The 22297-nt window shown below is 60.0% G+C and carries 21 protein-coding genes; 10 read left to right on the forward strand and 11 right to left on the reverse strand.

The annotated features are described in order from the left end of the window. Positions 1-216: 216 nt before the first annotated feature. Positions 217-1077, forward strand: coding sequence for a MurR/RpiR family transcriptional regulator (locus AACW30_RS14550; RefSeq protein ID WP_170039859.1), 861 nt, complete (start codon positions 217-219; stop codon positions 1075-1077). 130 nt (positions 1078-1207) lie between these two features. Here the strand turns inward: AACW30_RS14550 and AACW30_RS14555 are convergent, their stop codons facing one another. The 10 genes from AACW30_RS14555 to AACW30_RS14600 form a co-directional block, all read right to left on the reverse strand. Then, the gene (locus AACW30_RS14555) at positions 1208-2053 is read right to left on the reverse strand and encodes a D-hexose-6-phosphate mutarotase (protein WP_200622961.1); all 846 of its coding nucleotides are present in this window, start codon (positions 2051-2053) and stop codon (positions 1208-1210) included. Positions 2054-2274: 221 nt separating this feature from the next. After that, positions 2275-3621: a carbohydrate porin gene (locus tag AACW30_RS14560; RefSeq protein WP_200622962.1), complete on the reverse strand. Its 1347-nt coding sequence runs from the start codon at positions 3619-3621 to the stop codon at positions 2275-2277. Between the two features lie 96 nt (positions 3622-3717). Next, positions 3718-4878: an ABC transporter ATP-binding protein gene (locus AACW30_RS14565; RefSeq protein ID WP_200622964.1), complete on the reverse strand. Its 1161-nt coding sequence runs from the start codon at positions 4876-4878 to the stop codon at positions 3718-3720. Positions 4879-4880: 2 nt separating this feature from the next. Further along, the gene (locus tag AACW30_RS14570) at positions 4881-5726 is read right to left on the reverse strand and encodes a carbohydrate ABC transporter permease (RefSeq protein WP_106578440.1); all 846 of its coding nucleotides are present in this window, start codon (positions 5724-5726) and stop codon (positions 4881-4883) included. Next, on the reverse strand, positions 5719-6627 hold the full coding sequence (locus AACW30_RS14575; protein ID WP_017253695.1) for a carbohydrate ABC transporter permease: 909 nt from the start codon (positions 6625-6627) through the stop codon (positions 5719-5721). The genes AACW30_RS14570 and AACW30_RS14575 overlap by 8 nt, the downstream gene beginning before the upstream one ends. A gap of 92 nt (positions 6628-6719) precedes the next feature. Continuing rightward, complete coding sequence (locus tag AACW30_RS14580; RefSeq protein WP_106578439.1) at positions 6720-8006, reverse strand: ABC transporter substrate-binding protein; 1287 nt, start codon at positions 8004-8006, stop codon at positions 6720-6722. Positions 8007-8110: 104 nt separating this feature from the next. Beyond that, positions 8111-9370 carry a D-mannose isomerase gene (locus AACW30_RS14585; protein WP_200622966.1) on the reverse strand — a complete coding sequence of 420 codons (1260 nt, stop codon included), beginning with the start codon at positions 9368-9370 and terminating at the stop codon, positions 8111-8113. A gap of 256 nt (positions 9371-9626) precedes the next feature. Continuing rightward, positions 9627-10454: an ATPase gene (locus AACW30_RS14590; protein ID WP_124418339.1), complete on the reverse strand. Its 828-nt coding sequence runs from the start codon at positions 10452-10454 to the stop codon at positions 9627-9629. A gap of 127 nt (positions 10455-10581) precedes the next feature. Further along, entirely contained in the window at positions 10582-11580 is a 999-nt protein-coding gene (locus tag AACW30_RS14595) for an NAD-dependent epimerase/dehydratase family protein (RefSeq protein ID WP_119741470.1), read from the reverse strand. Positions 11581-11678: 98 nt separating this feature from the next. Continuing rightward, positions 11679-12575, reverse strand: a complete 897-nt coding sequence (locus AACW30_RS14600; RefSeq protein WP_200622968.1) for a LysR family transcriptional regulator ArgP — start codon at positions 12573-12575, stop codon at positions 11679-11681. Between the two features lie 98 nt (positions 12576-12673). On the opposite strand from AACW30_RS14600, the gene AACW30_RS14605 reads away from it, so the two are divergent. The 7 genes from AACW30_RS14605 (at position 12674) to AACW30_RS14635 (ending at position 20196) form a co-directional block, all read left to right on the forward strand. Beyond that, positions 12674-13075, forward strand: coding sequence for an ACT domain-containing protein (locus AACW30_RS14605; RefSeq protein WP_200622969.1), 402 nt, complete (start codon positions 12674-12676; stop codon positions 13073-13075). Between the two features lie 5 nt (positions 13076-13080). Further along, entirely contained in the window at positions 13081-13680 is a 600-nt protein-coding gene (locus AACW30_RS14610) for a LysE/ArgO family amino acid transporter (RefSeq protein ID WP_119741464.1), read from the forward strand. Between the two features lie 178 nt (positions 13681-13858). After that, positions 13859-14455 carry a superoxide dismutase gene (locus AACW30_RS14615; RefSeq protein ID WP_003212997.1) on the forward strand — a complete coding sequence of 199 codons (597 nt, stop codon included), beginning with the start codon at positions 13859-13861 and terminating at the stop codon, positions 14453-14455. Positions 14456-14604: 149 nt separating this feature from the next. After that, positions 14605-14844: a hypothetical protein gene (locus AACW30_RS14620; protein WP_200622970.1), complete on the forward strand. Its 240-nt coding sequence runs from the start codon at positions 14605-14607 to the stop codon at positions 14842-14844. A gap of 200 nt (positions 14845-15044) precedes the next feature. Further along, positions 15045-17096 carry a putative bifunctional diguanylate cyclase/phosphodiesterase gene (locus AACW30_RS14625; RefSeq protein WP_200622971.1) on the forward strand — a complete coding sequence of 684 codons (2052 nt, stop codon included), beginning with the start codon at positions 15045-15047 and terminating at the stop codon, positions 17094-17096. 127 nt (positions 17097-17223) lie between these two features. Continuing rightward, the gene (locus AACW30_RS14630; protein WP_106578430.1) at positions 17224-18567 is read left to right on the forward strand and encodes an imelysin family protein; all 1344 of its coding nucleotides are present in this window, start codon (positions 17224-17226) and stop codon (positions 18565-18567) included. Positions 18568-18741: 174 nt separating this feature from the next. Next, positions 18742-20196, forward strand: a complete 1455-nt coding sequence (locus AACW30_RS14635; protein ID WP_200622972.1) for a TrkH family potassium uptake protein — start codon at positions 18742-18744, stop codon at positions 20194-20196. Here the strand turns inward: AACW30_RS14635 and AACW30_RS14640 are convergent. Then, positions 20153-21211: an AraC family transcriptional regulator gene (locus tag AACW30_RS14640; RefSeq protein ID WP_106578428.1), complete on the reverse strand. Its 1059-nt coding sequence runs from the start codon at positions 21209-21211 to the stop codon at positions 20153-20155. The genes AACW30_RS14635 and AACW30_RS14640 overlap by 44 nt on opposite strands. Before the next feature lie 159 nt (positions 21212-21370). Between AACW30_RS14640 and AACW30_RS14645 the strand changes: the two genes are divergently transcribed. After that, positions 21371-21682, forward strand: a complete 312-nt coding sequence (locus tag AACW30_RS14645) for a DUF962 domain-containing protein (protein WP_106578427.1) — start codon at positions 21371-21373, stop codon at positions 21680-21682. Between the two features lie 391 nt (positions 21683-22073). After that, on the forward strand, positions 22074-22256 hold the full coding sequence (locus tag AACW30_RS14650) for a hypothetical protein (protein WP_169367492.1): 183 nt from the start codon (positions 22074-22076) through the stop codon (positions 22254-22256). Positions 22257-22297: the final 41 nt, after the last annotated feature.

Below are 22297 nucleotides of genomic sequence, written 5' to 3' on the forward strand. Positions count from 1 at the left end.
GTTTGTTCTTTTATCAAGTTAAGCTACAAATACCTTTTTTCAAGGCATCACTCAAGGAAAAATGTAGTAATAACCACAACATTTTCCCAAAATACGCATTCCGAGTGGTGGTGTTCAGCTACCCTCAGTAGGATAGGCCACCGCAAAGAACCACTCGTCGATTGGTTACCGCCCTTAATTTGCATCGTCGCCCGAAGGAAAGACTGAATGGACCGCGTGCGAAATCTTCTGGAACAGATCCGGAACCGCCTCGAAGAATTGAACAAGGCCGAGAAAAAAGTCGCCGAGGTCATCCTGCTCAACCCGCAGCAGGCGACCCGCTTCTCTATCGCCGCCCTCGCCCAGGCCGCCTCGGTCAGCGAACCGACGGTCAACCGTTTCTGCCGTTCGTTCGGCGTCAGCGGTTACCCTGAACTTAAATTGCAGCTGGCGCAAAGTTTGGCCAGTGGCGCAGCGTATGTCAGCCGCGCCGTGGAAGCCGATGATAACCCTGAGGCCTACACGCAGAAGATCTTTGGCAGCGCCATCGCATCTCTGGACAGCGCCTGCCAGGCCCTGGACCCGGCCCTGATCAGCAAGGCCGTGGACCTGTTGATCCAGGCGCGGCAGATCCACTTCTTTGGCCTGGGCGCTTCGGCCCCGGTGGCCATGGATGCGCTGCACAAGTTTTTCCGCTTCAACCTGGCCGTGACCGCGCATGCCGACGTGCTGATGCAACGCATGATCGCCTCGGTGGCGCATACAGGCGAGCTGTTCGTGATTATTTCCTACACCGGGCGTACCCGCGAGTTGGTGGAAGTGGCGCGCATCGCACGGGAAAACGGTGCGTCAGTACTGGGCGTGACCGCCGAGAACTCCCCACTGGCCAAGGCCAGTACGGTGAGCCTGAACATTCCGCTGCCCGAAGACACGGACATCTACATGCCGATGACCTCGCGGATCATCCAGCTCACCGTGCTGGATGTGCTGGCGACCGGCATGACCTTGCGCCGCGGCGTGGATTTCCAGCCGCATTTGCGCAAGATCAAAGAGAGCCTGAATGACAGCCGGTATCCGGTGGGGGATGAGTTTAACTAGCAGCAATCTCCACCTGCAGTACCGGCCCTATCGCAGGCAAGCCAGCTCCCACACTGGGCCGAGTTGCACATTTGGAATGCATTCCCCGGTGGGAGCTGGCTTGCCTGCGATGGCAGCATAAGCTCCACCGCTAAGCCCCAGCCCTGGCCTGCAAACTCAAATGCGCCCTCTCCCCTGGCGCCAGACTCGCACCGGCCATCGCCGACTCCACGCACACAAATCCTGACGCTTCGTTAAAGCTCACGCCCAACAACGGCCGGCTTCCCGGATGCCACACCACGGTGTCGGCGCTGTCGCCGGTGTCGATGCACAATTCGCGCTGCCAGGCGTGGTCCTTGAGGTGCAATTCGCCCTCGTGCTGGAACACCCGTTGGCACCCGCCATCCACGCGAAGCTCACCTTCCTGCTGGCAAGCCTGGCGATTGAGCTGATCGTAACCTTGCGCGCCATCCAGCCCAGACAGCGCTATCTCATCCACGTGACCAATACGCCAATAGGCGTGCAAAGCATGGCTCAATTGGCACGGCAACTCGTCCTGATGCTCAGTGCACAGGCGCAGCGCCAGGGTTTCGCCCAAGTGGGCGTGCAGGTCGACCTGCCAGTCGCACAGCTGCAATTGCCAGTGCAGGCGCACGCCGTCGTCGTCGGTGCTGCTGTCGAGCAGTTTCCAGTCGATCAGCCGCGCCCACCCATGGGAAGGCCAGGCGTTTTCGCTCGGATGGCGCCCATACCACGGCCAGCACACCGGCACGCCGCCCCGGATGGCGCCGACTTGCGGCCACTTGGCCGCGCACCACAGCCAGGGTTTCTGGCCACGCGGTTGAAAGTGCAGCAATTGCGCACCCTGACGACTGAACACTGCCTGGCACAACGGATGGTCGATGACCAACACGTCGCGCATCTGAAAGCGTTCCCAGGCGAATACCGGACGCTCGCGCAGGGATTTAAAAAAGCGTTGCAGCGGATGCTCATGCATGTGCCACGGTCCTGAAATTCATTGTTGCTCAAACCTTGGGTGACCCTGTGGACGCTGGCTTGCCTGCGATAGCACCGCCTCGGTCATTCAGACAAACCGAGGCGCCTGCATCGCTGGCAAGCCAGCGCCCACATGAGGTGTGCACGGCTGCCCAAAAAAAAGCGGATAGCCATGGCTATCCGCAAAATGCGCACAGAGAGAAGGAGCTTATCGCAACAGCGTTAGAACGTAGTCTGAATTTTCAGGCCCGCAACTACCGCGTTGTCGACTTGTTTCACACCACCTGGGTTGGCGATGTACTGCAGGTTAGGACGCACGGTCAGCCAGTTGGTGACGTGGATGCCGTAGTTGAGTTCGACGTTGTACTCAGTGTTACGCAGCGGTGCGTAGCCCGCTTGATCGTAATCAGTGAAGCCGCCGGCCGCATTGAGCAACTCAGCGGTTTTCTTCACGTCACTGTTAGCGTGGATACGCGACACACCGATACCGACGTCATCCTTGGTACGCGCGTCAAATGGCCCTTTGTACACAAGCATCAACGACTGGTAGTTGTCGACCAGGTTGGTGTCTTTGTCGTGGAAGGTCACGTTGGCCGCGATGTTCAGACCACGGGAAGCGTCGCCATTGTGCGTGGTGAGTTGTTGCTGCAGAACGCCCCAGTAGCCGCTTTTGCTGCTACGAACGCGGAAAGCCGCGCCGGAGCTGCCAGCATCACCGCCGTTGACGTCTTCACGTACGTCGGTGGCATCGGCGGTGCTCTTGTAGTAACCCACACGGTATTCGCCCGGCAGGCCATTGACCTTCGGCGACCAGACCAATTCCACCGGCAATACGGTGCCCTTGGTGCCGCTGCCGCTGAGTTTGAAGCCGTTGCCGTGCTCCAGCTGCGATGGGTTCTGGTTGTACGCACCGATTTGCGCATACAGCTCAGGCGTGATGTTGTACTTCACGCGGATCGCCGCTTGGCTGACAGGCCAGTTGTACCAGGTGTTTACATAGTTACCCACTTGCGAGCCGCAGAACGAGAGGTTCTGGAAGTCGCACGGGAAGGTGTTGAAGTCTTCGCCTTCACCGAAGTAACCGAGTTTCACGTCCAGCTTGTTGTCGAACATCTGGTGCTGAATCCAGAATTGGGTCAGACGCACCATGTGGCCACGGCCATCAACTTCTTGAGACGAACTCAAGGTGCCGGCACGCGGGTCACCAATGCGGTCATTGGAGATGTTCGCACCATTACGGTTGGTCAGTTGGATCTTGGCCTGGGTGTTATCCCAGCCCCACAGCTTTTGCAGATCCAGTGCTACGCCCAGACCGAACTGGTCAGCGTAACGGGCAGTTTTGTCGTTGTTGTAGCCACCGCTCAGGTTGCCACCGACTTCCCCAACGTAGTCAGCCTTGATGTCGATACCTTGCTCGATCAGCTTGGTACGCTCGCCGCCCCAATCGCCGGTCATCCACTTGGAATCGGCACTGAAAGCATCGTCCGCCATCGCATTGGCGGACAATACCAGGGCTGCTGCCGCTGACAATTGGCAGATCAGCCGGGTGTTGTTGTGTTGCTTTTTCATCCCTACATCCTCGTCTTTATTGTTATTAAACTGTTTTTATCTAACGCGGGTTACTTTTTTAACCAAAACAACAAGTTATCCATTCAGGCGCAACACTCAGCGTCCCTTGAATTGGGCCACATTGTCCGCACGGTCCTGTGCTGGCAATGAAGCGGCAGTGCCCAGGCGCTCGCCGGTGTTGGCGTCAAACAGCAGCACCTTGGCAGGATCGAATTGCAGGGTCAGGGTCTCGCCCACCTGCGGCGCCACGTCGGGCGCCAGGCGGCAGCAGACCTTGGTGTCGTTCAGTTGCACGAACACCAGAGTGTCCGGGCCGGTCGGCTCGGTGACCTGGACTTCGGCACGAATGCTCGATGCACTGTCGCCCTCGCCTGCCGCCAGCATGATCTGCTCCGGGCGCAGGCCCAGGATCACATCACGGTCTTCGAGGCCGGCGTCCGTCGCGTTAAGCGCCAGCTCGCAGCGCGCCTGGCCGCTGTCGAGCAGCGCCACCAGACGACCGTCCTTGCGTTGCAGGCGCAGCGGCACGAAGTTCATGGGTGGCGAACCGATGAAGCTCGCCACAAATTGGTTGGCGGGGTTGTTGTAGATCTCTTTTGGCGTGCCGAACTGCTGGATGATGCCGTCCTTCATCACCGCGACTTTATCGCCCAGGGTCATCGCTTCGATCTGATCGTGGGTGACGTAGACGGTGGTGGTTTTCAGACGCTGGTGCATCAGTTTCATTTCGGTGCGCATCTCGACGCGCAGCTTGGCGTCGAGGTTCGACAGCGGTTCATCGAACAGGTAAATCTTTGGTCGACGTGCCAACGCACGGCCCATGGCCACACGCTGTTGCTGGCCACCGGAGAGTTGTCCCGGTTTACGGTTGAGCAAGTGTTCGATCTGCAGCAGCTTGGCCACGCGCGCCACTTCGGTGTCGATATCGGCCTGGCTCATTTTGCGAATCTTCAGGCCGAACTCGATGTTCTCGCGCACGCTCATGGTCGGGTACAGCGCGTAGGACTGGAACACCATGGCGATGTCGCGATCCTTGGGGCTCATGCCGCTGACGTCTTTATCACCGATCATGATTGCGCCGCCGGTGATGGTCTCCAGACCGGCGATGCAGTTCATCAGCGTGGATTTGCCGCAACCCGAAGGGCCGACCAGGATCAGGAACTCGCCTTCCTTGATCGACAGTTCGATGTTCTTCAAGGTGTCGGGCAGGCCGGCGCCATAGGTCTTGTTTACGTTACGAAGTTCAAGCGTAGCCATGATTACCCCTTGACCGCGCCGGCCGTGAGGCCGCGCACGAAATACTTGCCTGCGATCACATAGACCAGCAGGGTCGGCAGCCCGGCGATCATCGCCGCCGCCATATCCACGTTATATTCCTTGGCCCCGGTGCTGGTGTTGACCAGGTTGTTCAGCGCCACCGTGATGGGCTGTGAGTCGCCGCTGGAGAACACCACACCGAACAGGAAGTCGTTCCAGATCTGGGTGAACTGCCAGATCAGGCAGACCATGATGATCGGGGTCGACATTGGCAGAATGATCTGACGGAAGATGGTGAAAAAACCCGCACCGTCCAGTCGTGCCGCCTTGATCAGCGCATCCGGAATGCTCACGTAGTAGTTACGGAAGAACAGTGTAGTAAACGCCAACCCGTAGACCACGTGCACAAACACCAGGCCGGTGGTGGTGCTGGCCAGGCCCATTTTGCCGAGGGTGAACGAGGCCGGCAGCAGCACGGTCTGGAACGGCAGGAAGCAGCCGAACAACAGCAGGCCGAAGAACAACTGCGAGCCTTTGAAGCGCCAGAACGACAGCACGTAGCCGTTCAACGCGCCGATGGCGGTGGAGATGAGTACGGCCGGAACGGTGATCTTGATCGAGTTCCAGAAGTAGCCATCCACAGTGGCCCAGGCCTTGACCCAGCCGATGCCGGTGACCACGGTCGGCCAGCTCAGCAGGTTGCCGGTGCTGATGTCTTCCGGGGTTTTAAAGCTGGTCAGCAACATCACCACCAGCGGCACCAGGTACAGCAGCACAGCGAGGATCAGTACCGCGTAGATCGCGACGCGACTCAGGCTGATGGTCGGTTTGGAAGCAAGACTAGTCATTACGCTTGGTCCTCAGCTCGGAGTACAGGTAAGGCACGATGATCGCGAGGATCGCGCCGAGCATCAGGATTGCGCTGGCCGAGCCCATGCCCATCTGGCCACGACTGAAGGTGAACGAGTACATGAACATCGCAGGCAAGTCGGACGAGTAGCCCGGGCCGCCGGCGGTCATGGCTGCGACCAGGTCGAAGCTCTTGATCGCGATGTGCGCCAGGATCATCACCGCACTGAAGAACACCGGACGCAGGCTGGGCAGCACCACGCTCCAGTAAATGCGCGGCAGGCTGGCGCCGTCGATCTGGGCGGCACGGATGATCGACTGATCAACCCCACGCAGGCCGGCGAGGAACATCGCCATGATGAAACCGGAGGCTTGCCACACGGCGGCAATCACCAGGCAGTACACGACACGGTCGGGGTCGATCAGCCAGTCGAGACGGAAGCCTTCCCAGCCCCAGTCACGCAGGAGTTTGTCCAGGCCCATGCCCGGGTTGAGCAGCCATTTCCAGGCGGTACCGGTGACGATCATCGAGAGCGCCATCGGGTACAGGTAAATGGTGCGGATAAAGCCTTCGCGGCGGATTTTCTGGTCGAGGAAGATCGCCAGGGTCACGCCAATCACCAGGGTGATGCCGATAAACATCCCGCCAAAAACCGCCAGGTTCTTGCTCGCTACCCACCAGCGGTCGTTGTCGAACAACCGCGCGTATTGCGCAAGACCCGCCCATTTGTAGCTTGGCAGGAACGTGGAATTGGTGAACGACAGCACGAACGTCCACAGGATGTAGCCATAAAAGCCCACCAGCACGATGAACATGCTGGGCGCCAGCACCAGTTTAGGGAGCCAGCGCTGCAGTGCATCGAACGGCGAGGCCTTGCTGAACACAGCAACAGAACTCATGGGAAAATCCAGTACAGGGAAAAAGGACTACAGGAACAAGCCTTGTGAGGGGTCAGGGGGTTTCCCCTCACAAGGATCAGCCTTGCTAACCGTTACTTGGCAGACTTGATCGCAGCGCCGAGTTTCTTGGCGGTGTCGGCCGGGTCGGCTTTCGGGTCGTTGATGTAGTTGGTCACGACATCAAAGAACGCACCTTGCACGGCCAGGGTGGTGGCCATGTTGTGCGCCATGCTTGGCTGCAGGCCGCCGGTCTTGGCGTCAGCCAGGAAGTCCTTGGCAGCGGTCTGGGCGCAGGAATCGAAACCGAGCTTGTCCATTTCGTTGAGCATGTCGGTCCGCACCGGGATCGAGCCTTTGTTGATGCTGAAGACTTTCTGGAAGTTTTCACCCAGCACGACTTTGGCAATGTCCTGCTGACCGGCAGCAGTGCCTTTGTCTTTCTGCTTGAACACCGCCAGGGAGTCGATGTTGTAGGTGAAGGCTTTGTCGGTGCCCGGGAAGGCTACGCACTCGTAGTCCTTGCCGGCGACTTTCTTGGCGGCTGTCCACTCGGACTTGGCCCAGTCACCCATGATCTGCATGCCGGCCTTGCCGTTGATGACCTTGCCTGCTTCCAGGTTCCAGTCCTGGCCTTTGCCGTCGACGTCCATGTAGGTCGCGACTTTCTTCAGCTCAGTCAGGGCCTTGACCATTTCAGGGCCGGTGAGCGCGCCGTTGTCCAGGTCGACCAGGGCTTTTTTGTAACCATCGGCACCCATCACCGACAGTACGACCGCTTCGAACACGGTGCTGTCCTGCCAAGGCTGGCCACCGTGAGCAAGCGGAATGAAGCCTGCGGCTTTGAGCTTGTCGCCGGCTGCGTAGAACTCTTCGAGGGTGGTCGGGTTCTTGGTGATACCGGCTTTCTTGAAGACTTCCGGGTTGATCCACAGCCAGTTGACGCGGTGGATGTTGACCGGCACGGCAACGTAGTTACCTTCGTACTTCACGGTATCGGAGACTTTCTTGTCGAGCAGGGAGTCCCACTTTTCTTCTTTGGCGACGTCTTTGAGCACGTCGGTGTCGAGCAAGCCAGTGGACGCCCATTCCTGGATGTCAGGGCCTTTGATCTGGGCAACGCCAGGCGGGTTGCCGGCAACTGCGCGGCTTTTCAGCACGGTCATGGCCGTGGCACCACCGCCGCCTGCGACAGCACCGTCTTTCCAGGTGAAGCCGTCTTTCTCAACTTGGGCCTTCAGGACATCTACAGCCGCTTTTTCACCGCCCGAGGTCCACCAATGCACAACTTCAACCGTCCCTTTCGAGTCGGCGGCAAATGCACTGAGGGGAAACAACGAGGCAATGGAAATAGCTACGGCGAGGCGATTAATCGCGTTCATCTGAGTACCTTTTCTTGTTGTTATGCATGCAAGTCTAGAGCTTGCGCTGCACGGAGTTTAAACAGGCATTTTCAAGGCGCAGGTAACAAAGGGACGTACAAATGTCACCACTTGGTGACATAGCAACCCTGTGCCAAAGCGCTGGTCATGCTGGGTGACAAGGGTAGCGCAGGCAGCACCACCGCTTGCCAGGCGTGATAAAGATCCGGCTTGCCGCCCCAGATTTTGCTGCTGGGCTGGTTGTGCGGGTTCAGCTCGTGGTGCCAGCTGCCCTGGACACGGTCGATAAAGTGATTTTCGCAAAACTCCCAGAACCGCCGATACCAGGTTTCGTAATGCAGCTCTGCGGTGCGTTTGAGCAGCGCTTGGGCCGCGGCGCTGGCCTCGACATGGGTCCAGTGCAGGCGCTCGCGCACCACCGGGCGGTGGTTCCAATCGAGCGTGTAGACAATGCCGGGAGCACCGTCCACGGCCCAGGCGTATTCGCAGGCACTGGCGAACAAGCCCTTGGCATCGGTGACCAGCCAGTCCGGGGTCGTCAGCCCGGCTTGCAGGCGGGCGGCCTCCAGGTGCAGCACCAGCCGCGCCCACTCAAAACCGTGGCCGGGGGTGATGCCAAAAGGGCGGAAGCCGTCGGCGGGATTGTCTTCGTTATAGCCCAGCAGCGGTTTCCACTGGGCATCGAAATGCTCGATGACCATGAACTGGTTGCCGGCGGCGCAGGTGTGAATAACGCGCTCGACAATGCGCAGTGCGCGGTCCAGCCAGCGCGTGTCTGCGGTGACATCGGCCAGCGCCAGAAACGCTTCGGTAGCGTGCATGTTGCTGTTCGCGCCGCGATAAGCCTCCACACCGGTCCAGTCCTGAGCAAAGGATTCGAGCATGGCGCCCTCCTCCTCGCTCCAGAAGAACTGGTCGATGATGTGCACGGCGTCGTTCAACAGACTCTGCGCACCGGGCGCGCCCACTGCCACCGCCGAACTCGCCGCGAGGGCAACGAAAGCATGCAGGTAAGCGGCCTTGCCACGGTTGCCATCGACGGCCTGGGGCGCGGCGAACCAACCGCCGTGCTCGCTATCACGCAATGGGCCACTCAGGGCCGCGACGCCGTGCGCCACCAGCTCGGCATAACCGGGCAGGCCCATGGCGTGGGCCATGGCAAAGCTGTGGGTCATGCGGGCGGTGTTCATGGTTTCGGCGTGGGCATCGGCGGGCAATTGGCCTTGATCGTCGAGGTTGCCAAAACCGTCAGGCAGGCGCGAGGCTTTGGCGAATGCCAGCAGGCGCTGCCCTTCGGTGGCGAGCCAGCTGTGATGGGCAGGTGCGTTCAGCCAACTACTGGCAGGCAGTGGTTGCATGGTCATGGGTAGCCCTTATTATTTTTTATGGGATGACCGGAGTCTAAACAAGGGTGACATGAGGGCAAGTAACGAAGGGGATTGGAAGTGTCACCAAGCGGTGACAATTCAGACGAGCGCCCTGTGCCTAACGCTGACCCCCTTTAATCGTGGGGGATGGCTTGCCTGCGAGAACACTGAGCCCGTTACAAAAGCATGAGCCGACAGACCGCTATCGCAGGCAAGCCAGCTCCCACCGTTTGAAACCGGCTCACACCGACTATCACTGCCCCCCTAGAGGCCTGACTTTCGCCGGTTCGTTGAGCTGTTGCTGCAGGTTCTGCACCTGGCTCTGCAACGTGGTGATGTTGCGCGTGGTCTGGATACGGAACACGTCGAACTCTTTATTGGTCGGTGCATCGCTGTTGGCGGGCTGGTTTTCCTGAGCGCTTTTGAGTACCACCAGGTCCTGCTCCAGGCGCGCAATCGCCGCGCTTGGGTTGCCCTGTTTCTTCAGGGCGGCCACGTCGGCAGACAGGTCTTTGATTTCGCCTTGCGCCGCCTTGAGCGTTGCCACCGCGTCGGTCAACGCCTGCACCTGGCCCTGCAATTTGGCATTCGCGTTAGCCAGGTCGGTCGTGCTGGCGGTCATTTGCGCCAGGCGCTGGTCCAGCTCGCTCGCCTGGCCGGCAACGCCGACCTGTTGCTTGCCTTGCTCCTGCAACTGCGCTTCCAACTGCTTGATTTGCAACTTGAGCGCTTCGCTGCCGTTGTTCACGTTGGCTTCGCTGGCGACCACCTTGCCGGAAATGTCCTGCAAACGCCCCGCCGCTTCTTCACTGATGCGCGCAAAGCTTTCTTGGGTGGCAACCAATTGCTGGCCCATCAGGGAGATCTGCTGAAAGCTCCACCAGGCAAGGCCCGCAAAGGCGATCAGCAGCGCGCCTACCAGTGCCCACAACGGGCCGGTCGTGGCGCTCTTGACCTTGACCACCGGCGTATTGCGCGAGCGCACGGAGGTAGCGGGTGTCGGCTCGAAATCATCATCGTCCCCGATGTCAGCCCGCAGGCTGGGAACGTTGTCGAAATCGTCTTTAGCATCGTTACGCATGAATCAACCCTGAATCGGTGAGATGGCTACCTGAAAAGCCGAGCGACGGCAGTATAAACCGCGTTCGCGCCGCACTGATCGACCCGGAACCGCACATTCGGTTCCCGATGTATTGCCGGTTGTGAAATTACCTGAGCCCCGGATCTTGAGCTTTCCACCAGCTGCAGAATTCGTCGAGGGCGGTCCACAGGCTGACCTTGGGCTCGTAGTCGAGATAATGCCTCGCGCGGCTGATGTCGAGGGTGAAATCTTTGTTCATCACCTGCATGCCCAAGCGCGACAACGCTGGCTCCGGACGCCCCGGCCACATCGCGCAGAATGCCTCGTTCAACGCGGCCACGCTGTAGGACAAGCCGTAAGACCGATAACGCGTGACCTGGGGCATGTCCATCTGGCGCATCACGTAGTTGACCACGTCCCACACCGGCACGGGCGCGCCATTGCTGATGTTGTAGGCCTTGCCCAGCGCCGAGCCGGTCGCCAGCAAACTGCTGAGCAACGCTTCGTTGAGGTTGTGCACGCTGGTGAAATCGACCTTGTTCAGGCCATCGCCGACGATGGCCAGGCGGTTCTTGCGCTGCATGTTCAACAGGCGCGGAAAAATGCTCATGTCACCGGCGCCCGTGACAAAGCGCGGGCGCAAGGCCAGCACTTCCAGGCCGAACTCCTGGGCACCGAACACCTTCTGTTCCGCCAGGTATTTGGTAGCGGCATACGGGTGCTTGAAGCGCTTCGGCACTTGCTCTTCGGTCAGCCCCAGGTGATCACGCCCGTCAAAGTAGATCGACGGCGACGACAGGTGCACCAGCCGGCCGACGCGCTGCTTGAGACAGGCTTCGACGACGTTTTCAGTGACCAGCACATTGCCTTGATGGAAGTCCTGATACTTGCCCCACAGCCCGACGGCGCCGGCGCAATGCACCACGGCTTCGACGTCTCGGCACAGATCGCGCACCAGGTCGGCATCATTCAAATCACCCTGGATAAACTCGGCACCGCGCCGTACCAGGTGTTCCACACCTTCGGCGCGCCGCCCGTTGACCCGTACGTCCAGGCCTTGCTCCAGAGCGAACCGCGCGAAGCGCCCGCCGATGAAGCCGCTTGCGCCGGTGACCAGAATCTTCATGTAGCCTCCTACGGATGCAGCTGCCAGCGTCAAGCTTCAAGCCACAAGTTAAAAACGATCCGCAAGCTTTTCTCTTGCAGCTTGCAGCTTGACGCTTGTTACTGCTGATAGGGCACCAACCATTGGCCACATGCCTGGGCCAAATGGTCGGTCAACAAGCCCAACAGTTGCCCGCCACTGCGCCAATGATGCCAGTACAACGGCACGTCGATGGGCTTATCTGGCAACAACTCGACCAATACGCCGGTTTGCAGCTGTTCGCGCACCTGTAATTCGGGCACCAGCCCCCAGCCCAGGCCGGCTTCGGTCAAACGGATAAAGCCTTCGGACGAAGGGCATAAATGGTGCTCGAAACCGCCATCGACTCCCAGAGAAGCCAGGTAACGGTGTTGCAGGAAATCATCCGGGCCGAACACCAGCGCCGGTGTTCGCGCCAACTGGTCGGCACGCACGCCCTCAGGGAAATGCCGCGCAATAAACGCAGGGCTCGCCAACGCGCGATAACGCATGGCACCGAGCAACAGGCTGCGCGCGCCAGCCACGGGGCGCTCGCTGGCGCAAATACAGGCCGCCACTTCACCGGCGCGCATGCGCTTGAGGCCAACAGTCTGGTCTTCTACCACCAGGTCCAGCAGCAAATGCTGCTCGGCGCAAAAGTCGCTGACCGCCTCGGCCCACCAGGTGGCGAGGCTGTCGGCATTCAGCGCGATGCGCAAACGCTCGGGCATGCCCTCCTCGTCCAGCGCCGGCACCTGGCTTTGCAGGTCGCGCTCCAGCAAGCGCACCTGTTGCACGTGGTTGAGCAGGCGCCGGCCGATGTCGGTGGGCGTCGGCGGCGAGGCCCGCACCAACACCGGCTGACCGATACGCGCCTCAAGCAACTTGATGCGTTGAGAGATCGCCGACTGCGACAACCCCAACACCTGGGCGCCACGTTCAAAGCCGGCCTGTTCCACCACCGCGGCCAATGCAGACAGCAATTTATAGTCGAACATCAGTTTCTCTAATGAGCGATCAGCAATATTGGTTTTTCTTATACAGCGTAGCCCGCGAGAATGACCAGCATTGCTTCTCTCTATCAAGGAATTCTCACATGGCTGGTGAAACCGCCCTGGCAACCCTGCTGCGCAGCATGAGCCCGCACCTCAATGAAGGCGATTATGTGTTCTGCACCCTGCCCGATCAGCGCGTGCCGCAAGGGTGCGACGTGATCGGCAGCTTTCGCGAACAGGAAGGCCTGACACTGATCCTTGAGCGCCAACAGGCAGAGCACGCCGGGCTGGCGTTTGACTATGTCGCTGCGTGGATCACCTTGAACGTGCACTCCGCCCTGGAAGCCGTGGGTTTAACCGCAGCCTTCGCCAGCGCGCTGGGCAAAGCCGGCATCAGTTGCAACGTGATCGCCGGTTACTACCACGACCACCTGTTTGTCGGCCGCAGCGATGCTGAGCGGGCCATGGATGTATTGCGCCACTTGGCAGCAAACGCGGAGTAACCCTTATGTGGCAAAGCTATGTGAACGGGCTGCTTGTGGCCCTCGGCCTGATCATGGCGATCGGCACCCAGAATGCGTTTGTGCTGGCGCAAAGCCTGCGCCGTGAACACCACTTGCCAGTAGCTGCGCTGTGCATCGTGTGCGACGCAATACTTGTAGCAGCCGGGGTATTCGGCCTGGCCACGGTGCTGGCGCAGAACCCGCTGCTGCTGGCAATCGCCCGCTGGGGTGGTGCGGCCTTCCTGCTGTGGTACGGCACCCTGGCGTTGCGCCGGGCCTGTTCCAGGCAAAGCCTGCAACAGGGCGAAAACCTCAAGGTGCGTTCGCTGCGCGCGGTGCTGCTCAGCGCCCTGGCGGTGACCCTGCTCAACCCGCATGTGTACCTGGACACCGTGCTGTTGATTGGCTCATTGGGCGCTCAACAAACTGAACCCGGCGCCTACGTAGCCGGTGCCGCCAGCGCGTCATTCCTGTGGTTTGCCACACTGGCATTGGGCGCTGCGTGGCTGGCACCCTGGCTCGCGCGCCCCGCTACGTGGCGGCTGTTGGACTTTCTGGTGGCAGCGATGATGTTCAGCGTGGCGTATCAACTGATCAGTGCTTGATGAATATTCCAAAACGCTCTGGAACCTCTATCCCACACAGTTGTTGCGTGGTTTTGCTGCACCCCCGGTGCTATGATCCGGACCCTGCGCCGCAAAGAGTACAAACTCCCCGGCGCTTGTTTGGCCGCCCGTGATCGGCCTTGCGCTCACCGCAACTGACCTGATTAGGAGAATCATCATGGCTTTCGAATTGCCGCCGCTGCCCTACGCACACGATGCCCTGCAGCCGCACATTTCCAAGGAAACCTTGGAATACCACCACGACAAGCACCACAACACCTATGTCGTGAACCTGAACAACCTGGTGCCAGGCACCGAGTTCGAAGGCAAGACCCTGGAAGAAATCGTCAAGTCTTCTTCGGGCGGCATCTTCAACAACGCCGCTCAGGTCTGGAACCACACTTTCTACTGGAACTGCCTGGCGCCAAACGCCGGCGGCCAACCCACCGGCGCACTGGCTGAGGCTATCAACGCCGCTTTCGGTTCGTTCGACAAGTTCAAAGAAGAGTTCACCAAGACGTCCGTCGGCACCTTCGGTTCCGGTTGGGGCTGGCTGGTGAAAAAGGCTGACGGTTCCCTGGCTCTGGCCAGCACCATCGGCGCCGGCAACCCGCTGACCAGCGGCGACACCCCGCTGCTGACCTGCGACGTCTGGGAACACGCTTACTACATCGACTACCGCAACGTGCGTCCAAAGTATGTGGAAGCGTTCTGGAACCTGGTCAACTGGAAGTTCGTGGCTGAGCAGTTCGAAGGCAAGACCTTCACTGCCTAAGCAACGCTTGCGGTAAAGAGAGCCCGGCCATAGTGCCGGGCTTTTTTATGGGCAGCGAATTGTGCTCTGGTGGCTGGAACTCGGTGCGCAGATCTTGCCACGTAGACAGTGTGAGGAATTCGCCTCTCGTACCTGTCGGAGAAATTACTATGACCATCGGCGCAATAACATCCATGCTCCCTATGGTTGCCGGTTTGGCCCAAGAGGGTCTCAAGGCTGTGACCGAGCTCGCTAAAGCGGCCGGTCAAATGGCTCAGTCGCAATCTGGCAACAAGCAAGGTGAAGGTGATCAAAACAAGATTGCGCATGAAGCCATGCATAACAAGGAACGTGTGAATTTTTCGAACAGCGAATCCACCACCAGCACCGTCAACATCAACGTCGCGTAAAAAAGCGTCAGTTCCCAGCGCATCCGCTGCGCCCGCGGGAATTGCTCAAGGCAGGCGGATCCATGTCCGCCTCGCCCCAGCGCCCCTCTTAAGTTCCTTGTCAAACCTGCCGATGCCCTAATGTTCCTTTGACTGCCATCACGAGATTGCCAATACTCATGGCATATTGAGGCCACCCGCATGGAACAAGGAATGCCCCTTTGAAGCTGGAACTCAAAAACAGCTTGTCGGTGAAGTTGCTACGGGTGGTGCTGCTGTCGGCATTGATCGTGGGCGTTGCGCTGAGCGTGGCGCAGATCGTTTTCGATGCCTACAAGACGCGCCAGGCCGTGGCCGGCGATGCCCAGCGCATCCTCGACATGTTTCGCGACCCCTCGACGCAGGCGGTCTACAGCCTGGACCGCGAGATGGGCATGCAGGTGATCGAAGGCCTGTTTCAGGACGATGCCGTGCGCATGGCCTCCATCGGTCATCCCAACGAAACCATGCTCGCCGAAAAAAGCCGCGCATTACAGCAATCGCCCACCCGCTGGCTGACCGACCTGATTCTTGGCCAGGAGCGCACCTTTACCACATCATTGGTCGGCAAAGGCCCCTACAGCGAGTATTACGGTGACTTGAGCATCACCCTGGACACGGCCACCTATGGCAAAGGTTTTCTGGTCAGCTCGGTGATCATCTTTATTTCCGGCGTACTGCGCGCCCTGGCCATGGGGCTGGTGCTGTACCTGGTCTATCACTGGCTGCTGACCAAGCCGTTGTCACGGATTATCGAGCACCTGACGTCGATCAACCCGGACCGGCCCAGCGAACACAAGATCCCCCAAATCAAAGGCCATGAACGCAACGAGCTGGGGCTGTGGATCAACACCGCCAACCAGTTGCTCGAATCCATCGAACGCAATACCCACCTGCGGCACGAGGCAGAATCGAGCCTGCTGCGCATGGCCCAGTACGACTTCCTCACCGGCCTGCCCAATCGCCAGAAATTGCAGGAGCAACTGGACAAGATCCTGATCGACGCCGGCCGCCGACAGCGCCGCGTTGCGGTGTTGTGCGTAGGCCTGGATGACTTCAAAAGCGTCAACGAACAGTTCACTTATCAGGCCGGCGACAAACTGCTGCTGGCCCTGGCCGATCGCTTGCGCGCCCACAGCGGCCGCCTCGGCGCCCTGGCCCGGCTGGGCGGCGATCAGTTCGCGCTGGTGCAGGCGGATATCGACCAACCTTACGAAGCCGCCGAACTGGCACAAAGCATCCTGGATGACCTGGAAGCCGAATTTGCCCTCGAGCATGAGCAGATTCGCCTGCGTGCGACCATCGGCATCACGTTGTTCCCGGAAGACGGCGACAGCACCGAGAAGCTGCTGCAAAAAGCCGAACAGACCATGACCCTGGCCAAGAGCCGCTCGCGCAACCGCTATCAGTTCTATATCGCCAGCGTCGACAGTGAAATGCGCCGACGCCGCGAGCTGGAAAAAGACCTGCGCGACGCCCTCAGCCGCGACCAGTTTCACCTGGTCTACCAACCGCAGATCAGCTACCGCGACCACCGCGTGGTGGGCGTGGAAGCCTTGATCCGCTGGCAGCATCCGGAACACGGCCTGGTGCCGCCCGATTTGTTCATCCCGTTGGCCGAACAGAACGGCACCATTATTCCGATTGGCGAATGGGTACTCGACCAGGCCTGCCGGCAATTGCGCGAATGGCATGACCTGGGCTTCACCACCCTGCGCATGGCGGTCAACCTGTCCACCGTGCAGTTGCACCACACCGAGCTGCCGCGGGTGGTCAACAACCTGATGCAGATTTACCGCCTGCCGCCGCGCAGCCTTGAACTGGAAGTGACCGAGACCGGCCTGATGGAAGACATCAGCACCGCCGCCCAGCACTTGCTGAGCCTGCGCCGTTCCGGGGCGCTGATTGCGATTGATGACTTCGGCACCGGCTATTCGTCCCTCAGCTACCTGAAAAGCCTGCCACTGGACAAGATCAAGATCGACAAGAGCTTCGTCCAGGACCTGCTCGATGACGACGACGACGCAACCATCGTGCGCGCCATTATCCAACTGGGCAAAAGCCTGGGCATGCAGGTGATCGCCGAAGGCGTGGAAACCGCCAAGCAAGAGGCCTACATCATTTCCGAGGGCTGCCACGAGGGCCAGGGCTATCACTACAGCAAACCGCTGCCAGCGCGGGAGTTGGCGGCGTATCTGAAACAGTCCGAGCGCAACAACGCGGCGATTCTCTGATCGCTCAAAACAATACTAAATATTTCCCTCGTATAAACCTTTACACAAAATGCAAATCTTTCGCATTATGTCGCAGTTTTTGCGCTCCTCCGCGCGCCCTATCAACAACCGAAGCAGGATGTTCGCCATGATTCGTATGCCCCTGGCCACCGCCAGTCTGCTGGCCATTGCCATTTCTCTCGCCGGTTGCGGCGAAGGTAAAGACAAGGCCGCCGCGCCCCAAGCGCCGACCCCGGCTGCCAGCACCACCGCTCCAGCGGCTGCCACCCCAGCAGGCCAGGTCGACGAAGCGGCCGCCAAGGCCGTGGTCGCGCATTACGCTGACATGGTGTTCGCGGTGTACAGCGATGCCGAATCCACCGCAAAAACCCTGCAAACCGCAATCGACACCTTCCTCGCCAATCCGAACGACGACACCCTCAAAGCGGCCCGTACCGCCTGGATCGCCTCGCGCGTGCCGTACCTGCAGAGCGAAGTGTTCCGCTTCGGCAACACCATCATCGACGACTGGGAAGGCCAAGTTAACGCCTGGCCGCTGGACGAAGGCCTGATCGACTATGTCGACAAATCCTACGAACACGCCCTGGGTAACCCAGGCGCCAACGCCAACATCATCGCCAACACCGAGATCCAAGTGGGCGAAGACAAGGTCGACGTGAAAGAAATCACCCCGGAAAAACTCGCCAGCCTCAATGAGCTGGGCGGTTCCGAGGCCAACGTCGCCACCGGCTACCACGCCATCGAGTTCCTGCTGTGGGGCCAGGACCTCAACGGCACCGGCCCAGGCGCGGGCAACCGCCCTGCGTCGGACTACATGACCGGTGACGGTGCCACCGGCGGCAACAACGAGCGTCGTCGCACCTACCTGCGCGCGGTGACTCAGCTGCTGGTCAGCGACCTGGAAGAAATGGTCGGCAACTGGAAACCCAACGTCGAAGACAACTACCGCGCCACCCTGGAGGCCGAACCGGCCACCGACGGCCTGCGCAAAATGTTGTTCGGCATGGGCAGCCTGTCCCTCGGCGAGCTGGCCGGTGAGCGCATGAAGGTGTCCCTGGAAGCCAACTCGCCGGAAGACGAGCAGGACTGCTTCAGCGACAACACCCACAACTCGCACTTCTACGATGCCAAGGGTATTCGTAACGTTTACCTGGGCGAGTACACCCGCACTGACGGCACCAAGATGACGGGGCCGAGCTTGTCGTCCCTGGTGGCCAAAGCTGATCCGGCCGCCGACACCACGCTGAAGGCTGACCTGGCGTCGACCGAAGCGAAGATCCAGGTCATGGTTGACCACGCCAACAAGGGCGAGCACTACGACCAACTGATCGCCGCGGGTAACGACGCAGGCAACCAGATCGTGCGTGACGCCATCGCCGCGCTGGTCAAGCAGACCGGTTCGATTGAAGCGGCGGCGGGCAAGCTGGGTATCAGCGACTTGAACCCGGATAACGCTGACCACGAGTTCTGATCCGTGCCGCGTTGAATGAGGCGACCTTCGGGTCGCCTTTTTTATGCCCGCCTATATGGAGCCCGATGACCACCACAAACCCCACATTTGATCGACGTCGCTCCCAAGCCCCGGTTTACAAGCCCTGCACCGCGGGTAGAATGGCGCCACTCTCCCAACACCCGAGCTTTCTTCATGGCGTTGCCGACCCTACGCATCATCGGTTTCATCATCGGCATCTTCCTGATCACCCTCGCGATCGCCATGGTCATTCCGATGGCCACCCTGGTGATTTTCGAACGCACCAGCGACCTGCCCTCGTTTCTGTGGGCCAGCCTGATCACCTTTCTCGCAGGTCTGGCGCTGGTCATTCCTGGCCGCCCCGAACACGTGCACCTGCGCCCCCGAGACATGTACCTGCTGACCGTCAGCAGTTGGCTGGTGGTCTGCGTGTTCGCCGCGCTGCCGTTTTTACTGACCCAGCACATCAGCTACTCCGACTCCTTTTTCGAAAGCATGTCGGGCATTACCGCCACCGGCTCCACCGTCTTGAGCGGGCTGGACAGCATGTCACCGGGCATCCTGATGTGGCGCTCGCTGCTGCACTGGCTGGGCGGCATCGGCTTTATCGGCATGGCGGTGGCGATCCTGCCACTGCTGCGCATTGGTGGCATGCGCCTGTTCCAGACCGAGTCCTCGGATCGCTCGGAAAAAGTCATGCCGCGCTCGCACATGGTGGCGCGCCTGATTGTGGCCGCGTATGTGGGCATCACCATCCTCGGCAGCCTGGCGTTCTGGTGGGCCGGGATGGGCTTGTTCGATGCGATCAACCACGCGATGTCGGCTATTTCCACCGGCGGGTTTTCCACCTCCGATGAGTCCCTGGCCCACTGGAAACAACCGGCGGTGCACTGGGTCGCCGTGGTGGTGATGATCCTCGGCAGCTTGCCCTTCACCCTGTATGTCGCCACCTTGCGCGGCAACCGTCGGGCGCTGATCAAGGATCAACAGGTGCAAGGCTTGCTCGGGTTGCTGCTGGTGACCTGGCTGGTACTGGGCACCTGGTACTGGTGGACCACCGACCTGCCGTGGTTCGATGCGCTGCGCCACGTGGCGGTGAACGTCACGTCGGTGGTGACGACGACCGGTTTTGCACTCGGGGACTACAGCATCTGGGGCAACTTCTCACTCATGCTGTTCTTCTACCTGGGCTTTGTTGGCGGCTGCTCGGGCTCCACGGCGGGCGGGATCAAGATCTTCCGCTTCCAGGTTGCCTATATCCTGCTCAAGGCCAACTTGAACCAGCTGATTCACCCGCGCGCGGTGATCAAGCAGAAGTACAACGGCCACCGCCTCGACGAAGAGATCGTGCGTTCGATCCTGACCTTTTCGTTCTTCTTCGCCATCACCATCTGCGCCATTGCCCTGGCACTGTCGCTGCTGGGGCTGGACTGGATGACCGCATTGACTGGCGCGGCCAGCACCGTTTCCGGCGTGGGCCCGGGCCTGGGCGAAACCATCGGCCCGGCCGGTAACTTCGCCAGCCTGCCGGATGCGGCCAAGTGGATCCTGTCGTTCGGCATGCTGCTGGGCCGACTGGAGATCATTACAGTCTTTGTTCTGTGCATTCCGGCGTTTTGGCGGCACTGACCGTCGACGCCTCGAGCAACCGCGCCCGGTATTCGCCGGGCGTGGCATCGAACCAACGGCGGAACGCGCGGAAAAAATTGCTCGGGTCGGCGAACCCCAACAGGTAGGCAATTTCCAGCAGGGTCATGCTCGGCTGCGCCAGGTACTGCTCGGCGAGTTCGCGGCGGGTGTCGTCGAGCAATGTCTGGAAACTGGTGCCCTCCTCCTGCAAGCGCCGCTGCAAGGTGCGCTGGGACAGGTGCAAGGTCTGGGCGACCACTTCGCGTTTGGGTTCGCCCTGGGGCAGCAGACGGCACAGCACTTGCCGCGCCTTGTGGGTCACGCGGCTCTCGGAAAAACGCGCGAGGTATTCACCGGCAAACCGATCATGCAGCAACGCCATGGCTTCGTTCGCCGTGGGCAACGGCGCATCCATGTCGGCCTGCTCAAAAATCAGCGCGTCATAGGGTGCGTTGAATTCCAGGGGTGCATGGAAGGCTTGTTTGTAAGGCGTCAGGTCCGCCGGCTGATCGCCTTGCAGCAGCACTTTGCGCGGTTGCAAGGTGCGGCCGGTCAGCCAGCCGCACAATGCCAAAGCACTGGCCAGCGAGGCTTCGGCGCTCTGGCGAGTCGGTGGCAAGTGGTCGCCGTGCACCGTCAGAATCAGCGCATAGCCTTCAGGTAAGAGTCGGAAGCTCAAGTCGGCACTTTCGGCGATGATGCGCTGATAACGCACCAGGCGCATAAAGCCCTCGGCCAACGTGTTGCTGGACATCAGCGCATAACCGGCCACATGAAACGACGCCGGGCGAACAACCTTGCCCATGTTCAGGCCGATCGCCGGGTTGCCCGACAGCTCAACTGCCCGTTGCCACAGCCGCGTCATCGAGTCCTGAGGGAAACGCGCGTCAGGGTCACTGAGGGCGGCGTAGTCCAGGCCCAACTGCTTGAACAGCACTCGGCAGTCCAGGCCGTCCATTTCCAACGCCTTGACTATCCCCATCGCCCAGCTTGCAGAAGTTGTTCGTTCGCTCATGGCGTCTTCTTAAAAAAGCAGGCTTAACGGCAGCCAGGAAGCCAAGGATACTAAAGTGGCATCTATTGTCACTGGCTGTTACCACTGATCACTCTAGACTCAAATAAGCTCCCCGCCGAACATCTGTAAGGCGGTACAACCACCCAAGGGCCGGCCAACGTGGAAAACGTCAAACAATTCAATAGCTTCGCCGAGTTCTATCCTTACTACCTGAGTGAACACGGCAACAGCACATGCCGGCGCTTGCACTTCATCGGCACCACGCTGGTGATTGGCATCCTGGCGTACGCCATCGGCAAAGGTTCGATGGGGCTGCTGCTGGCGTTGCCCATCGCCGGTTACAGCTTCGCCTGGATCGGCCACTTCTTCTTCGAAAAGAACCGCCCGGCGACCTTCCAACACCCGCTCTACAGCCTCTTGGGCGACTTTGTGATGTACCGCGACATGATCTTGGGCAAAGTCCCTTTTTGAACAGGGCGCCTTTTAAGGGGCGTCCTTAGAGGTGTGACCTCTTGTCACTTGCCTAAAGAATGAAAATTCGTACATACGTCGACATAAAATTCTTTTTGTCATTTTCAGTGCTGTATCCTGCCAAGGCTTTTTGAGAGCGCGCAATCACACTGCGATTGATTAAACAGACCTTGCGAGGAGCGACGACGATGCACGAGATACCTAATCTCCCCTTCCCAAGCCTGCACCCAACAGAGCAGCCAACACCGCAGCAAGCCAGCGACAAACAGCCTGAGACCAAAGAAGCACAACCAGTCGACAGCAAAAGCCAGGACTGACGCCGTACCAGACCGTGTGGAAAGCGCACCTTTGAGCGCTTTCCACACTGCCTGAATCACCCGAGATGCCCGCCATGACTGATACCCTCCCCGACACCCCCGACGCCGCTGTACTCGACGCAGCGCTGCAAATGATCGACGTGTGGCACCGCCTCAGCCCTGAAAAACAGGCGCTACTGCTCGAGCGCTTCGGCACCCAGGAAAACGCCCTGGCCGCCCTGGTGACCACGCAAATGCTGACGCCTGCCAAACCCTGATCTGTCGGTAATCTGAAGTTTTTGCGTTTTGCCGCCCCGCG

Origin of the sequence: Pseudomonas sp. MF6747, from assembly GCF_963890955.1 — a bacterium.
In the GTDB taxonomy this organism is placed as follows: Bacteria; Pseudomonadota; Gammaproteobacteria; order Pseudomonadales; family Pseudomonadaceae; genus Aquipseudomonas.

Excerpts from the sequence above, each read along its gene's own strand:
- AACW30_RS14555 (WP_200622961.1), bottom strand. The coding sequence starts at position 2,053 with ATGCATGAGCATCCGCTGCAACGCTTTTTTAAATCCCTGCGCGAGCGT.
- AACW30_RS14560 (WP_200622962.1), bottom strand. The coding sequence starts at position 3,621 with ATGAAAAAGCAACACAACAACACCCGGCTGATCTGCCAATTGTCAGCG.
- AACW30_RS14565 (WP_200622964.1), bottom strand. The coding sequence starts at position 4,878 with ATGGCTACGCTTGAACTTCGTAACGTAAACAAGACCTATGGCGCCGGC.
- AACW30_RS14570 (WP_106578440.1), bottom strand. The coding sequence starts at position 5,726 with ATGACTAGTCTTGCTTCCAAACCGACCATCAGCCTGAGTCGCGTCGCG.
- AACW30_RS14575 (WP_017253695.1), bottom strand. The coding sequence starts at position 6,627 with ATGAGTTCTGTTGCTGTGTTCAGCAAGGCCTCGCCGTTCGATGCACTG.
- AACW30_RS14580 (WP_106578439.1), bottom strand. The coding sequence starts at position 8,006 with ATGAACGCGATTAATCGCCTCGCCGTAGCTATTTCCATTGCCTCGTTG.
- AACW30_RS14585 (WP_200622966.1), bottom strand. The coding sequence starts at position 9,370 with ATGACCATGCAACCACTGCCTGCCAGTAGTTGGCTGAACGCACCTGCC.
- AACW30_RS14590 (WP_124418339.1), bottom strand. The coding sequence starts at position 10,454 with ATGCGTAACGATGCTAAAGACGATTTCGACAACGTTCCCAGCCTGCGG.
- AACW30_RS14595 (WP_119741470.1), bottom strand. The coding sequence starts at position 11,580 with ATGAAGATTCTGGTCACCGGCGCAAGCGGCTTCATCGGCGGGCGCTTC.
- AACW30_RS14600 (WP_200622968.1), bottom strand. The coding sequence starts at position 12,575 with ATGTTCGACTATAAATTGCTGTCTGCATTGGCCGCGGTGGTGGAACAG.
- AACW30_RS14605 (WP_200622969.1), top strand. The coding sequence starts at position 12,674 with ATGGCTGGTGAAACCGCCCTGGCAACCCTGCTGCGCAGCATGAGCCCG.
- AACW30_RS14610 (WP_119741464.1), top strand. The coding sequence starts at position 13,081 with ATGTGGCAAAGCTATGTGAACGGGCTGCTTGTGGCCCTCGGCCTGATC.
- AACW30_RS14615 (WP_003212997.1), top strand. The coding sequence starts at position 13,859 with ATGGCTTTCGAATTGCCGCCGCTGCCCTACGCACACGATGCCCTGCAG.
- AACW30_RS14620 (WP_200622970.1), top strand. The coding sequence starts at position 14,605 with ATGACCATCGGCGCAATAACATCCATGCTCCCTATGGTTGCCGGTTTG.
- AACW30_RS14630 (WP_106578430.1), top strand. The coding sequence starts at position 17,224 with ATGATTCGTATGCCCCTGGCCACCGCCAGTCTGCTGGCCATTGCCATT.
- AACW30_RS14635 (WP_200622972.1), top strand. The coding sequence starts at position 18,742 with ATGGCGTTGCCGACCCTACGCATCATCGGTTTCATCATCGGCATCTTC.
- AACW30_RS14640 (WP_106578428.1), bottom strand. The coding sequence starts at position 21,211 with ATGAGCGAACGAACAACTTCTGCAAGCTGGGCGATGGGGATAGTCAAG.
- AACW30_RS14650 (WP_169367492.1), top strand. The coding sequence starts at position 22,074 with ATGACTGATACCCTCCCCGACACCCCCGACGCCGCTGTACTCGACGCA.